At 56.4% G+C, this 14,686-nt stretch carries 14 protein-coding genes; 4 read left to right on the plus strand and 10 right to left on the minus strand.

The genetic code is table 11. The annotated features are described in order from the left end of the window. Nucleotides 1-77: 77 nt before the first annotated feature. On the minus strand, nt 78-638 hold the full coding sequence (locus tag FDP08_RS05625; protein ID WP_137435018.1) for an FxsA family protein: 561 nt from the start codon (nt 636-638) through the stop codon (nt 78-80). 96 nt (nt 639-734) lie between these two features. Here FDP08_RS05625 and FDP08_RS05630 point away from each other — a divergent pair, with 96 nt between their 5' ends. After that, a complete protein-coding gene (locus FDP08_RS05630) occupies nt 735-1,496 on the plus strand; it encodes an SDR family oxidoreductase (protein WP_137435019.1) in 762 nt (253 codons plus the stop codon). Nucleotides 1,497-1,736: 240 nt separating this feature from the next. Next, nucleotides 1,737-2,258 (plus strand): REP-associated tyrosine transposase, encoded by a 522-nt coding sequence (locus FDP08_RS05635; protein WP_137435020.1) that lies wholly within the window; start codon nt 1,737-1,739, stop codon nt 2,256-2,258. A 128-nt stretch (nt 2,259-2,386) separates the two neighbouring features. Here FDP08_RS05635 and FDP08_RS05640 read toward each other — a convergent pair whose 3' ends face one another. The 3 genes from FDP08_RS05640 to FDP08_RS05650 form a co-directional block, all read right to left on the minus strand. Beyond that, nucleotides 2,387-2,698 carry an MGMT family protein gene (locus FDP08_RS05640; protein ID WP_137435021.1) on the minus strand — a complete coding sequence of 104 codons (312 nt, stop codon included), beginning with the start codon at nt 2,696-2,698 and terminating at the stop codon, nt 2,387-2,389. Nucleotides 2,699-2,993: 295 nt separating this feature from the next. Next, complete coding sequence (locus tag FDP08_RS05645; protein ID WP_427901852.1) at nt 2,994-4,394, minus strand: AmpG family muropeptide MFS transporter; 1,401 nt, start codon at nt 4,392-4,394, stop codon at nt 2,994-2,996. A 15-nt stretch (nt 4,395-4,409) separates the two neighbouring features. Next, nucleotides 4,410-4,892 (minus strand): YajQ family cyclic di-GMP-binding protein, encoded by a 483-nt coding sequence (locus tag FDP08_RS05650; RefSeq protein WP_137435023.1) that lies wholly within the window; start codon nt 4,890-4,892, stop codon nt 4,410-4,412. Between the two features lie 157 nt (nt 4,893-5,049). Between FDP08_RS05650 and FDP08_RS05655 the strand changes: the two genes are divergently transcribed. Both FDP08_RS05655 and FDP08_RS05660 read left to right on the plus strand, forming a co-directional pair. Beyond that, nucleotides 5,050-6,018 carry a response regulator gene (locus tag FDP08_RS05655; RefSeq protein WP_137435024.1) on the plus strand — a complete coding sequence of 323 codons (969 nt, stop codon included), beginning with the start codon at nt 5,050-5,052 and terminating at the stop codon, nt 6,016-6,018. A gap of 391 nt (nt 6,019-6,409) precedes the next feature. After that, entirely contained in the window at nt 6,410-7,432 is a 1,023-nt protein-coding gene (locus tag FDP08_RS05660; protein WP_137435025.1) for an AraC family transcriptional regulator, read from the plus strand. A gap of 166 nt (nt 7,433-7,598) precedes the next feature. Here the strand turns inward: FDP08_RS05660 and FDP08_RS05665 are convergent, their stop codons facing one another. From FDP08_RS05665 to FDP08_RS05690, 6 genes are all read right to left on the minus strand, one after another. Continuing rightward, complete coding sequence (locus FDP08_RS05665) at nt 7,599-8,810, minus strand: argininosuccinate synthase (protein WP_137435026.1); 1,212 nt, start codon at nt 8,808-8,810, stop codon at nt 7,599-7,601. Nucleotides 8,811-8,885: 75 nt separating this feature from the next. Further along, nucleotides 8,886-9,689: a substrate-binding periplasmic protein gene (locus tag FDP08_RS05670; protein ID WP_137435027.1), complete on the minus strand. Its 804-nt coding sequence runs from the start codon at nt 9,687-9,689 to the stop codon at nt 8,886-8,888. Then, nucleotides 9,690-10,091 carry a flagellar export chaperone FliS gene (gene fliS, locus FDP08_RS05675; RefSeq protein WP_137435028.1) on the minus strand — a complete coding sequence of 134 codons (402 nt, stop codon included), beginning with the start codon at nt 10,089-10,091 and terminating at the stop codon, nt 9,690-9,692. A gap of 33 nt (nt 10,092-10,124) precedes the next feature. After that, on the minus strand, nt 10,125-12,113 hold the full coding sequence (gene fliD / locus FDP08_RS05680) for a flagellar filament capping protein FliD (RefSeq protein WP_137435029.1): 1,989 nt from the start codon (nt 12,111-12,113) through the stop codon (nt 10,125-10,127). Between the two features lie 202 nt (nt 12,114-12,315). Further along, complete coding sequence (locus FDP08_RS05685; protein ID WP_137435030.1) at nt 12,316-12,768, minus strand: flagellar protein FlaG; 453 nt, start codon at nt 12,766-12,768, stop codon at nt 12,316-12,318. Nucleotides 12,769-12,841: 73 nt separating this feature from the next. Beyond that, on the minus strand, nt 12,842-14,293 hold the full coding sequence (locus FDP08_RS05690; protein ID WP_137435031.1) for a flagellin N-terminal helical domain-containing protein: 1,452 nt from the start codon (nt 14,291-14,293) through the stop codon (nt 12,842-12,844). Nucleotides 14,294-14,686 lie beyond the last annotated feature (393 nt).

Consider the following 14,686-nt stretch of genomic DNA (forward strand, 5'->3'; position numbering starts at 1 on the left):
GTTATTGGCCCGCAGCGAACTTGTGAGACCTATGTGGGGGTGGCGCATTGGTTTTCAATACTTGGCGCAAAAAATTTTCACTTTTTTTCCGACGAATCGTCATCGCTGCGGTCCAGGCGCTGATGGTCATGCTCTGTTTCCTCCCGGTACTCCCCCTCAATGATGTCACCATTCCGGTCGAAGGGGTTCTGACGGCCAAACGGCCTCTCACGACCACCAAAAGGCCCCTGCCCCTCGAACGGTCCGCGCTGACCGGCGGTAAAGGTGAAACTGCTGCCCTGGCCGGCCACCACCATGCGCTTTAGCGCCTGAGCCGCAAGCCAGTGGCGGGAGCCCGGAATCAGGCAAAGGAAGCCAATGGCGTCGGTCACGAAGCCGGGAGTCAGCAGCAAGGCGCCGCCCACCGCCAGAATCAGACCTTCGGCCACTTCCCTCGCAGGCAACTCACCGCTGTTGAGCCGCTGGTTGGCCTTCAACAGCGTGGCCAGCCCCTGCTGCCGCAGCAGTGCCGCACCGATGACCGCTGTCAGCAATACCAGGCCTACGGTGTTCAGGGCGCCAATAAGGGTTCCCACCTTGATCAGAATCGTCATCTCCACAATAGGCATGACGATGAATAAAAACAGAAAAACGCCCAAAAGAGCCTCCCGGGGTGCGCTGTGTCTGATTGCGGTGGCAGTAACCAGCTCTGGTATACTCGCCTCGCTTGTTTATTCATTACCTTAGGGCAAAACATGAAACTTCAAGATTCCGTGATTGCAATTACCGGTGGCGGCCAGGGTCTGGGCCGTGCGATGGCCGAATACCTGGCCGCCAAAGGCGCCCGCCTGGCGCTGATCGACCTGATGCCGGAAAAGCTGGAAGAAGCCGCAGCTGCGTGCGACAAAGCCGGCGGCGACGTCAGAATCTACGTCTGTAACGTGGCGAAGGAAGAGGACGTAGAAAGGACTTTTGAAACCATCGTGAAGGATTTCGGCCAGCTGAACGGGCTGATCAACAACGCAGGCATCCTGCGTGACGGGTTGATGGTCAAGGGCAAGGACGGCGAGGTAGAGAAGCGCATGGAGCTGTCCCAGTGGCAGGCGGTGATTGATGTGAACCTGACAGGTGTTTTCCTGTGCGGCCGCGAGGCGTCCACGCAGATGATCAAGAGTGGTGACCAGGGTGTGATCATCAACATTGCCTCTATTTCCCGCGCCGGCAACATGGGCCAGAGCAACTATTCAGCCGCCAAGGCCGGTGTTTCAGCCCTGGTTCCGGTCTGGGCCAAGGAACTCGCCCGCTACGGTATCCGCTGCATGGGGATTGCACCAGGCTTCATCGAAACCGAGATGACCGCCTCCATGAAGCCAGAAGCCCTGGAGAAAATGACCGCTGGCATTCCCCTGAAGCGCATGGGCAAGCCCGAGGAAATCGCCTCCGCTGCTGCGTTCATCTTCGAGAACGACTACATGTCCGGGCGGATAATCGAGGTCGACGGGGCGCTTCGTCTGTAGGCCTTTTACCTTTACCCCCTAGCCTGAGGGGTTTGGGGGCTGGCTAGGGGGTGGTGGTATTTTTTCTTTGGAAAAAGAACTCGCTGCGCTCAGACACCTTTTTCCGGCAGAAAAAATACCACCACCCCCTGCCCGACTGCACTCCGTGATTAACGTAGGTCGGATTAGCGAAGCGTAATCCGACAAATCCCGAAGACAACTGCCAAAACCCGAAAACACCACCAACCCATACAAGGACGTATGATGAACTACCGCCGCAACCGCCTCCCCGGCGGCACCTACTTTTTCACCGTCGTAACCGCCAACCGCACCCCACTCTTCAACAACCCCGCCGCCGTCCAACGCCTGCGAACCACCCTCCGCAACGTCATCAACCGCCACCCTTTCACCATCGACGCCATGGTCGTCCTCCCTGACCACATCCACTGCCTCTGGACCCTGCCAGCCGATGACACCAACTACTCCACCCGGTGGCGTCTGGTTAAAGGCGGATTCACCAAACATTTCCCGCAGCACTCGACGGGCAAACCCGGCAAGCCCAAATCACTCTGGCAGAAGCGCTACTGGGAACACACCATCAGGGACGAAAACGACTTCAACCGGCATGTCGATTACATCCACTACAACCCTGTCAAACACGGCTATGTGGCACGCGCGGTTGATTGGCCTTATTCGAGTTTTCATCGGTTTGTGAGGGAGGGGGTTTTGCCGGTGGATTGGGGGATTGATGAAGCAGAACTTGAAGGGGTTGGGCGAGAGTGAGAGTTTTTGTCGGATTACGGCCCGGAGGGCCTAATCCGACCTACGGTTTGCTCGGAGTTGCCTGGAACATGTAGGTCGGATTAGGCGAAGCCGTAATCCGACAATCAGCCCAAAACCACCCCAAAAACCTAAGGCCGCCACCCAAACTCCCGCATCGAAACCCTCCCATCAACCACCAAAACCCCCTCCTCCCGCAAATTCTGAGCCTGAACCTCAAACGCCTCACTGCCGATGGGAAACGCAATCTGCCCATTGCTTCGGATCACCCGGTACCAGGGAATGGAATGCCCCTCGGGAAGCTTGCCCAGAGCCTTGCCTATGTATCGAGCCTGCCGCCCAAGGCCGGCCATGTCAGCGATCTGGCCATAGCTGGCGACCTTGCCCGCGGGGATGGCAGCTACGACCTGCCAGATTTTTTGGTCCTTTGTGGGTTCAGTCATAGTGCTTGGCTTGAGTTTGGGTTGTCGGATTACGCCTTCGGCTAATCCGACCTACGTGGGAAACATCAACCTGGGATTGTAGGTCGGATTAGCAAAGCGTAATCCGACAAATGCCAACGTTACCCGCAAAGTCAGAATCGGTCCGGCGGCGGGGGTACCGTTTTTGCCAGAAAAAGGTGTCTGAGCAAAGCGAGTTCTTTTTCCAAAGAAAAGGTACCCCCGCCGCCGGGCCAGCCACCAATGAGCCAGGCAACGGCCATCAGGCGGAGCGGTGTCGGATGACGGCCTTGCAGGCCTAATCCGACCTACGGGGTTCGTCTTCGACTTCTTCGTTGCGGGGTGCAAGGGCATCCAGGCGTTCGCCTTTTTTGATCATGAACCACGCCAGCAGTATAGCGGGTATGCCCATCAGCCCCGCCACCAGGAAGAACTCCCCGTACCCGAAGCCGGCCACTACCATGCCCGAGAAACCACCAATAAATTTACCCGGCAACGTCATCAACGAACTGAACAGCGCGTACTGGGTAGCGGTGAAGGCCGCGCTGGTCATGCTGGAGAGCCAGGCGATGAGTGCCACGTTGGCGATACCGCCACTGAGGTTGTCGGCGCTGACCACCAGCGCCAGGGTGGCGATATTCGGGGGGTATTGCGCCAGAACCACAAACAGCAGGTTGGTGGCCGCCGTCATGATGGCGCCGGTGAGCAGTATCTTGCGCACGCCATAGCGCACTACCAGCACACCGCCCACCAGAGAGCCGGCGATGGTCATAAAGAAACCGAAGATCTTGGTCACGTCCGCCACCTGGGTTTTGGAGAAGCCCATAAAGTCCAGGTAGAAGGGGTTGGCCATCACGCCCATGGCGATGTCCGATATGCGGTACACCGCCACCATCACCAGAATCAGGATCGCCAGTTCCTTGTAACGGCGGAAGAAATCCAGGAACGGCCCGGCCACCGCAGCATAGAACCAGCCGATAAACCGCGCCAGACGAGGGTTCAGGTGGGTGCGTTTGCTGGCTTCGTGTTCGATCTTGTCGGCGATGTCCTGGGCGGCGGCGAAGTGATTGACCGCCGGCTCCCGCACGATGAGCACAGTCGCAGTACCCACGCCGACCAGCAGCGCCATCACCTCGTAGGACACCTGCCAGGACCAGAATTCCGCCAGGTACAGGGCCCCGGCCCCGGCTACCAGCAGTGCCAGTCGGTAACCGAAGATATAGGTAGCCGCCAACGCCGCCTGCAGCCGCTCTTCGGCAATCTCGATGCGGTAGGCATCAATGGCCACATCCTGGGTGGCAGAGGAGAAAGCCACCAGCAGGCCACAGAACGCCATCATTTCCGGCGCGACGGTGGCGTCAACGTGTGCCATCAGGTAAAGACCGGTAGCAATGCCTGCCTGCGCCAGTAATATCCAGCTACGGCGCTTGCCCAGCAGTTTGTCTAGGATGGGCAGCTTCACCCGGTCCACCACCGGCGCCCAGAACACCTTGATCGAGTAGGTAATGCCCAGCCAACTGAAGAACCCGATAGTGGCTGTTTCCACTCCAACATCCGCCAGCCGTGCATTCAGCGTCGAGAATACCAGCAGGAATGGCAGGCCAGCCGAAAAGCCCAGAAACAGGAGCGCGATGACCTGCCAGCGGGTGTAGGTGTAAACAGTTTCCCTGAGCAGCGCCAGGTTGGTGCCGGATAAGATGGTTCAGCCCCCGAATCAGTCGCGGAAATTGTTGAATTGCAACGGCACGTCCAGCTCGGCTTCTTTCAGCAGAGCAATGGCCGTTTGCAGGTCGTCACGCTTCTTGCCTTTGACCCGCACCTTGTCGCCCTCGATGCTGGCCTGGACCTTCAGTTTGCCGTCCTTGATCATCTTGACGATCTTTTTGGCCATGTCGGTCTCAATGCCCTGTTTCAGCAACAGATGCTGTTTTACGAGCTTGCCGGACTTACTCTCGCCATCTTCCGCCAGCGCCCGGGCATCGATGTTGCGTTTGGCAAAGGCCATTCTCAGCATGTCCATCAGTTGTTCCAGCTGGAATTCCTGCTCGGCACTGATGGTAATGCCCTTGTCGTCCAGCTCGATATCCGCTTCCACGTTCTTGAAGTCCCAGCGATTGCCCAGCTCGCGTTTGGCCTGGTCCACGGCATTGGTGACTTCGTGCATGTCGATTTCAGAAACTATGTCAAAAGAAGGCATGGTGGGTTCTCACTTTTTACAATTATCCGCGTCAGGGCACGCACAAAACGCTATACTGGAGCCCTTCTGGTTGCACTCTGGTTTTATAAGGTGCCAAAGCATACCAAGACCGGGGCGGCACCGCATCTGACAATGGACTGGTGAGTAGTAGATAACAATGCCAAATCTTGACCTTCCCATTCTCGTGGTAGACGACGCAAAATTCAGCAGCATGGTGGTAGGCCGCACCCTCCGCAATGCAGGATACCGCGACGTGCGAATCGCTAACAATGCACCCGCCGCGCTCGAGTTTATCGACCAGCGCCCGGTGAGCGTGCTGATTGCTGACTGGCTGATGCCGGAGATGGACGGGCTGGAGCTTACCGACCAGGTGCGCCAGCAGGACGAGCAGAACAACCACTACACCTATGTGATCCTGCTCACCGCCCGCGAGAGTGTGGAAGCCCTGTCAGAAGCCTTCGACCGCGGCGTGGACGACTTCATCTACAAGTCGGACATGACCAAACAGCTGATCCCCCGGATCTTCGCCGCCGATCGCATGGCAGACCGCCAGAATACACTCCTGAAAGCCAATTCCCTGCTGATCGAGAACAACCGGGAACTGGAAAACAGCAGCATCATTGATCTGGAAACCGGCCTGTGCAACAACCGCTACTCCCGCGACAAGATCGGCAAGTGCCTGCGCCAGGCTGAATCCCGCGGCGGGGCCTCTGCCTACGTGCTTTGCGGCATTCGCAACTGGCAGGAGCTCAAACGCAAGCATGCGCCTTCAGTGATGAGCGAACTGGCCGTGGGCATCGCCCGCCGCCTCAGCCACCTGATCAGGCCCATGGATTCCCTGTGCCGGGTGGGCGACAACCAGTACGCCATCATCGCCCACTTCCCCAACAGCGACCACTGCTCCACAACGGCATTTCGTCGGGTGTTTGATGGTATTAATCACAAGGCCCTGAAGACTACAGCGGGTTATATTTCCGTTGAGGCGGGCATGGTGCTTTGCCGGGCGGATGCCCAGAATGGTACGCCGTCGGTTCCGGAGATGGAGCGGGCGGCGGTTCAGGGGTTGGTGGATGCGTATGAGACAAGGCGATTTACGGAGACCAGGCCCGAGATGGAGAAGGCCTGAGGGCCTGTCGGATTACGCTTCGCTAATCCGACCTACATCCCATGTCCAACCTTGTGGCACCCGTAGGTCGGATTAGCGAAGCGTAATCCGACAAAACACCCCACCACTTCCTCCCGTTTCGCCTACACACTCCGTAACACCACGAAACACATCACAAACAGACTTCCCCACCCGAAAGTCCTATTCTGAAATTGTGGATTCAAGCAGTATCCCCCATGGCGGAGGAGCCGAGTTGTACCTCCGCCGCCAAATGGGAGAGTCCACAGAATTAACGAATTTTTCAGGCACTTTCGTTCTTTCCTTGTTTTTAAGCCAGCTTTTTAGCTGGCTTTTTTCGTTTCAAACTCCGGTATACTTCTGCCAACAATAACCCCAAGAAGTTGCCGTAACCATGAACACCCTCGGAACCGCCTCCGTCGCCGCCCTCAGACAATACGTTCGCGCCGCCCATGCCCGGGGCATTGATACCGGATCCCTATTTACCAAAGCCGGGCTTGATTCGTCGATTCTTCAAACCGACGACGGCCGTTTAAACGGGGAACAGTTCCAGGCGTTCATCCGCCTTTTGGTCGAGGAAACCAACAACTCCATTCTCGGCCTGGAAACCGGGGACTATGTGCAGCCGGGTTCCTACAGCGTTCTGGGGTATATCACCATGAGCTGCGCCACCCTTGGCGAAGCCGTAACGAGAATTGCGCCGTTTGAAAAACTGGTGGGCGACATGGGCACGACACATCTCACCGCCAGCGGCGACCACATCAACCTGACCTGGGCCTGCAACTACACCGACCCGGTGGTTCGGCCGCACATGGTGGACAACGTCTTCGCCTCCTGGATCCACTACGCCCGCTGGCTGGCGGACAACGACACCGCCTCGCCGGTAGAAGTGCACCTGGAACACCCCTCCCCCGGCCCGGAACTGGAAAGCGCCTACACCAAACGCTGGGGCTGCCCGGTCAGGTTCGGCGCGGGTGAAGATACCATCATCCTGCACAAGAGCTTGCTGAACACGCCACTGCGCCAGCCAGACCCCCTGCTCCGCAAAACCCTCGAAGTCCACGCCCTCAGCCAACTGGCCTCCCTGGAAACCGATACCGCCCTGACCACCCGGGTAAAACACAGCATCCGCAACCAACTGATGCACGGCATCACCCGACAAGACATGGTCGCAGACCACCTGGGCATGACCAGCCGAACGCTGCAGCGCAAACTCAGTCAGGAAGGTGTTACCTACCAGCAACTACTGGACGAAGTCAGGCAGGCCATGGCCGAGGACTTTCTGGCGAACAGCACCTTGGGAATACCGGAGATCGCATTGAGGCTGGGATACAGCGAAACAACATCGTTTCACAGGAAGTTCAAAGCAGAAACGGGAAAGACCCCGGGAGAGTTCCGCCAACTAAACGGGTCATAAGGCAGGCAACATCGAGTCTCAGAGAGCCAGGCAGGTACCGCTTTTCAGGACTGTCGTTGGCCAGGGATGGCCAACGTCAAGCGCACATGGATGTGCTCGTAGCGTGTCCTGAAAAGCGGTACCTGCCTGGCGACTACTCCAAGCCCAGCAGGCACGGATCCAGACTTTAAAGCTTGCGTCCCTTACCAGCTGCAATACGCAGGCGCAAAGCGTTCAGCTTGATAAAGCCTTCCGCATCCTTCTGGTCATACGCGCCCTGGTCTTCCTCAAAGGTCGCAATCTTCTCATCAAACAGCGAATCGTCAGACTTCCGCCCGACCACATCCACATTGCCCTTATAGAGCTTCAACCGCACCGTGCCATTCACATAGGTCTGGGTCTGATCGATCAGCGCCTGCAGCGCCTCACGCTCCGGCGACCACCAGTAACCGTTGTAGATCACCTCCGCATACCGCGGCATGATGCTGTCCTTCAGATGCGCCACTTCCCGGTCCAGAGTGATGGACTCAATCGCACGGTGAGCACGCAGCATCACGGTACCGCCCGGGGTTTCGTAGCAACCGCGGGACTTCATGCCCACGTAACGGTTCTCAACGATATCCAGACGGCCAATGCCATTGTCACCAGCCAGCTTGTTCAGGGTCTCCAGCACCACATGTGGCTTCATCTCCTGACCATCAATGGCCACGATATCGCCCTTTTCATAAGTCACTTCAACGTAAGTCGGCGTGTCCGGTGCGGCTTCCGGAGACACACTCCAGCGCCACATATCTTCCTCGGCTTCCGCCCAGGGGTCTTCCAGATTCATGCCTTCGTAGGAAATGTGCAGCAGGTTGGCATCCATGGAGTAAGGGGACTTGCCCTTCTTCTTTTCCACCGGAATGTTGCGCTCCTCGCAGTACGTCAGCAGCTTCTCGCGGGAATTAAGATCCCACTCACGCCAGGGCGCAATCACCTTCACACCCGGCTTCAGCGCGTAAGCACCCAGCTCAAAGCGCACCTGGTCGTTACCCTTGCCAGTCGCGCCATGAGAAATCGCATCCGCGCCGGTTTCATTGGCAATCTCGATCAGACGACGGGAGATCAGCGGGCGTGCGATGGAGGTACCCAGCAGGTACTCACCTTCATAGATGGTATTGGCGCGAAACATCGGGAACACGTAGTCGCGCACGAACTCCTCGCGCAAGTCCTCGATGTAGATTTCCTTGACGCCCAGCGCCTTGGCCTTTGTGCGCGCCGGTTCCACTTCCTCACCCTGGCCGATGTCGGCGGTAAAAGTTACCACCTCACACTCATAGGTATCCTGCAACCAGCGAACGATTACCGAGGTATCCAGGCCACCGGAATAGGCCAGCACCACCTTTTTAATATCAGACATGCCCTTGCTCCAGACTGAACAGAATGGATGTATCGAAAATAAGCCGCATATTGTACGGGACAGCGGGGGGAATGGCTATTGGGCGGAAAGGAGGGTGTCGTGTTTGTAGGTGCTGGCCGCGTTGCTATAGAAAATACGGTAGAGCTCGCCGTCGGCTTCCATCTGATCAATGGCTGCACTGAACTTGCGGGCGACCTCTGGCCGGCTTGAAGCCCGGGACATGTAGAGCACGCCCTTCTGACCAGGCACGTGCTCATGATATCGCAACAGGTCCCGGCCAAGATTTTGCGACGACAGTGTGCGGTAGATGTTGTGATCACTGGCCAGAATCGCCGAAATCCGCCCCAGCGAGAGTAACTCCACTGCCTGGCTGATGGCGCTCACTGGCACCTTCACAACGTCTGTATCCTGCTCAAAAATCTCGCCGAGATAGGTGCCACGAATATACGCCACACGCTTGCCTTTCAACGCCCCAAGCGTGAGCGGATAGTCTGACTCCGCCATGGCTGCCAGCAGCAAATTCACCTGGGTTACCGAGGAAACGTTGATTGCCTCAATATCCAGTTCGGGGTTCTGGAATAGAATGCTGAAATTGACGGTGCCCTTGCGCAGCTCAACAATCGCCCGCCGCAGCGGCCTTAATCGGGGGATAACAGGAATACCGGTCTTGGCAGAGAGCCGATTAGCAACATCAATAAGACTACCCCGCAACTCTCCGGCATCGTCTTCATAGGCCCAGGGCCAGACGTCGGGAATGGAGAAAGTAACCGCTTCCTCCGTTGCCGGCTCCGCTGCAGACACCAACGAAGAGCCTGCCAAGAAAATCGCAACCAGAGCCCATCCGGCAATCAAAACCGGAAACCGGCTGACCAACTGCAATCACACCGCCTGCTGTTGCAGCGAAGTCGCCTCTTCGCGGATGCCGTCCCAGCCGTCCTTGATAGGCCGCAACAAGTCGGCCACTTCATCAAGCTTGGCGACGTCGTTTTTGGCGTTGGCCTCGAACAGGGTCCGCTCCATGTAGTCGTAGAGTGACTCCAGACGCTCTGCAAGATCGCCGCCTTTCTCGAAATCCAGGAAGCCACGCAGGCCGCTGATGATTTCAATAGCCTTGGAGATCAGCTTGCCTTTGCCCTCGAAGTCCTTCGCCTGCATCCTGGCCTTGGCCATGTTGATGCGCTCAAGGGCTCCGTTGTAGAGAAGCTGGATCAATTTGTGTGGGTCCGCATCGGTGATGCTGGTTTGGGTATTAACGCGCTGATATGCCTGTAAACCATTCATAGGTGGCCTCTTTGTTAACTCTTCATGCAACAATTATCGATTATTGCGATTGTTCTGTGGCGCCAATGCTGCAAGCTGCTGAGTGACATAGTCCCGAGTGCTGTTCAGTTGAGAGATCAGTGAATCCGCAGCTGAAAACTGGCTGACCAGGCGCTCGCGATAAGACTCAATCCGCTCTTCAAGCCGGACCCGACTCTCCTGGATCTGCTCCAGTTCCCGGTTCAGGCTATCAGTCCTGGACTCGAGGGCTCCATCGGCCCCGACGAAACTGGACACCAGGTTGACGGTGCGCTCTGCCACGCCTTCAATAAAGGTTATGGATCCCCGACTACCTGTTGCATTACCAAGAATACGGGCCTGCAGTCCCGAAGCGTCACCATTCCCACTACCCAGGAATAAAACCTGGCCGTCACCTTCTGCTGCCCGGCCGTCAATCGTGCCGGCAACATCCACACCCGCGGTATTGGTAACCGAATCCAGACCAAAGGTGGCAGCGTTTTCCGCAGACGTGAGAGAAACCGCAGACTCACTACCGTACTTTGACGAGGTGAAGCTCAGATTGCCGCTCCCATCAAGCTCAGCCATCACAGACGTGCCGGCAGCATTGAGAGCATTATTGGCGTTAAGCTGGGACTGAATCTCATCCACCAGATCCTGGGCAGTTGTGTAGGTCTGCTGGGTCAACTGCAGGCTTACGGACGTTTCCCCATTGACCAGCAATGTCAGTTCGTCATTGCTGCCATCAATCACAATTCCGTCGGCCAGGGCACTATTGGCGAGAAGATTTCCCTGAGAGGCCGCCTGTGTGACGTTGATGTCATAGCTGCCCGGCTGAGTTGCGGTGCCGCTACGAACAAACTCTACCTGACTGTCAGTCGCACGACCCTGTTCCGCAAACAGTGCGGTAACATCATCCGGATTATTCTTGAGCTGCTCCTCAAACTTCGTCCGGTCAAACTCAAGCCCGCCAGTTTCAAAGTTGGTTGTGATACCAACATCCGCGAGGCTGCGAACACTGGAATTTTCAAGGCCGGGCACAACACGGGTCAATACCTGACGCAACTGGTTCTGGATGCCTCGAATTGTGCCATCTCCGGTGAGCAAACTCCCTCTACCGGATTCTGCGTTAAAACCGGCAAGGCCATCAATCGTTGATTGCAGAGCGTTAAACTTACTGACGAATCCCTGAACCCGATCAGAAACCGCCCCTAAATTCTGCTCCACTTTAATGGTAGATGTGCCGGTCCCCGTAATGTCGAAGGTCAGGCCATCAATGACATTCTCAAAGCTGTTAGTAGAGCGTGTGATCTCTACCCCGTTGATTTTCATTACCGCGTCGGTAGCAGCAATGGTCTGCTGCAGTCCCGCACCAGCATCCATTCCGCTGCTGAAGGCAAAACGGGAGAGACCCTCAGCATCCGTATCAGTGCCGCCCGAATCGCCGGACACCGAAATACTAACGGCATTGGCGGTTCCGGTTTCATCGGCGGAAAGCACCAGCTGGAAACCACTACCCGTATCGATTACTCCTGCGGAAACACCCGCATCAGAGTCATTGATAGCGTTGGCCAGCCCCTGAAGAGTATCGTTGCTGCTATCGATGGTGATATTGGTTATCTTGTCTCCGACATTAAGCGTCAGCGTACCCTGACCCACACTGGTTGAATCACGATCGTCAAACACATCGTTGGAAGCGAGTGCCTGCGCGCTGGCCAGGCTGGTCACGTCCACACTATAGGTGCCCCGGTTAGCCTTCGTACTGTCGACGGACACTCCAATCGCTTCGTTGGACGAGGTCGCAGAAAAGGCCTTCAGGTTATCCGGCGCGCTGAGTTGACGCATGGGCAGGCGCAGTTCGGTTACCGCACTGCGGAGCTTGCCATAGGCAGACAACAGAGCTTCGCTCCGTTGTGTCTGCTGCGTCAGGCGATTTTCTGTCGGTTTGCGCTCGGCAGCAACCAACTGATCCACCAGATCAGAGGTAAGAACCCCGGAACCAACGCCTAATGATGAAATTGACATAACCCTGTCCCCTCAAGGGAGCGAAAATCGCTTCTGTTCAGTTTATCGGCAAAAGGCGGCAAAACTTTGCCTATTTATTCCGCTAGTTTGTAACACTATGTAGCCGAAACCCCCTCCCCAAAACGCAGAACACCGCCGGCCCCTCTCGGGTGCGGCGGTGCTGAAAGTCCGTCATTTACATCAGGCCAGGAGCGGCAAGCTTCTACACCTTGATGTTAAATAACGTCAGCGGTTCATCCTGTTGCAAGTTTTTTGCCAACCTCAATGCAACTTCATCCGGAATCTGCCGAATAACTTCCTGGGTAGACTGATCAACCACTTTTACAATCGTCTGCCCCAGATCGTTATCCACTTCAAACTGCAGATCCCGCTGGACGTTCTGAACAAAATCGTTCAGCTGCGACACCGCGTCATCCAGTTTCTCCCGCTGGGCTTGGTTGCGATTCTCAAGCCGCTCGGCTTTCGAAGGCTGCTCACCCTGATTGGGGGCCTGACTGGAAGACTGCGCACGGTCTGCACGGCCGGCTGATAAAGGTGCAACCTGGGCTGAGGCATTCCTGCCTTCGGCCTGAGATGACGACATTGCCCTTACCGGTGCCTGATCACTGGAACGAACCAGCTTCAGATCCGGGCTGTTCAGGTTAACGTCATTCATAGCTTTACCTCGCTATCCTCAAACGGCGTTATACCGGGGCCCGAAAGCCCCGGCTTTTACCGCTATGCCCCGATTACTGCAGGAGGGACAGAACCTGCTGAGGCCGCGCGTTGGCCTGTGCCAGTACGGAGATACCGGCCTGTTGCAGCACTTGGGCCTTGGAGAGCTTCGCAGTTTCCGCGGCGAAGTCGGCGTCCAGGATACGGCTGTTGGCGGCGCTCAGATTCTCTGAAGTGGTCGCCAGGTTGGCAATGGTTGAGTCGAAGCGGTTCTGGACCGCACCCAGCTCACTTCTCAGCCCGTTGACGGAACCGAGGGCAGAATCAATGCGCTTAATTGCGTCGTTGGCCAAGTCTACCGTTGCTACGCTCACCGTTTCGAGCGAACCTGTTGCCGCAATGACCTGTCCATCAGTGAAGCCGGCCTTAGCAGCTCCAGCGCCTTCAAGGGTGATATCCTCTAAGCCCTCAATTGTCACCTTACCAGTTAGAGCTACGCCATCCTGAAATTCCCCGGCAGACGTACCCGCGGCAAAGCCAGTTGAACCCGCGGCAGATACACCTCCACCCGTCACAGACTCACTTGACAGAGTAATATTCCGTCCCTCTGAGTCTTCGAACTTGATGGTGTCAGCGGCTGACCCATCAGATACAGTCAAGCCTTCAATTCCCTTGTCTTGCAACGCAGACGCAATGTCAGCGCTAGTAATGGTAGCGCCGCTGCCGACTGAAATACTTAGATCGATCGACGTGGTGCCCACAGCCACATCAATGTTGTAGCTGCCACCCGTGGAGCCACCAGTGACGTCAGTGAAAGCCAGAGTCTGAACGTTGGTCGCAGATACGGAAGTAAGCCCGGAAACGTTTGCGTTATTTATTGCTTCAGCAATTTTGTCTGCCGAGCCTGACGCAGCACCAACTTCAACAGCTTCGCCATCGCCTACAGAGATTTTCAACTCGCCTGCCGTCAGAGCGTCACCGGTAACGGCAGTACCTTCTGCCGAAGCCAACGAACCGACCTGCTCCAGGCGAGTACCTTGAGACAGATCCACCCCAATGGTTTCCCCGGCGTTGGCACCTACCTGGAAATTCTGCTCACCAAAGCTGCCATCCAGGACCTTGAGTCCGTTGAAAGCTGTCTGCGTCGAAATACGCTCCACTTCTGCCAGACGCTGCTCTACTTCCTGGTTCAGCGCTTGCCTGTCGGAAGCACTGTTGGTGGCGTTGGCAGACTGAACCGCCAAGTCGCGGATGCGCTGAAGGTTGTTGGTAATTTCGTCCAGGGCACCTTCAGCAGTCTGTGCCAGAGAGATGCCATCGTTGGCGTTGCGGGTAGCAACATCCAGACCACGAATCTGAGACTGGAACCGGGTGGAAATGGCCAGACCGGCGGCATCATCTTTGGCGGAGTTGATGCGCAAGCCGGAAGACAGACGCTCCAGAGCCTGATTACTCAAATCCTGGGACTTCTGCAGCTGGTTCTGAGCACTTAGGGATGCAACGTTAGTGTTGATACCGAGAGCCATATTGCTTCTCCTTCGACTTATGTCGTTATTTCATGGAAAAGGTCTGGCGCCCGTTCTTTATATTAGGGAGCGCCGCCCTGTTGCTTTTCTTAACGGCGCAGGCCCAGGTTCCTTTAGAAAAAATCCCGTCGTTATTGTAAAGGAATGTAAATCAAGGCATCGGCGCCCTCTTCCCGCCCTCCACCAAGGCGACCTGAGCGTCTGAAAAAGCGGCAATTCATTTCCCTTTCCTTCGTAAACCTTCGTCGAGATCCTTCGAGCGTTTCGTGAAAAAATATAAATTTCTTAATAATAAACAGTATATTGAAAACGAAAAGACAAATCTGGCACACCCTTCGCTTAAATCAATTAAACAGCAATCAAATGAAATTGCGCCGGCGGGATTCTCCACAC

Origin of the sequence: Marinobacter panjinensis (assembly GCF_005298175.1) — a bacterium.
In the GTDB taxonomy this organism is placed as follows: domain Bacteria; phylum Pseudomonadota; class Gammaproteobacteria; order Pseudomonadales; family Oleiphilaceae; genus Marinobacter; species Marinobacter panjinensis.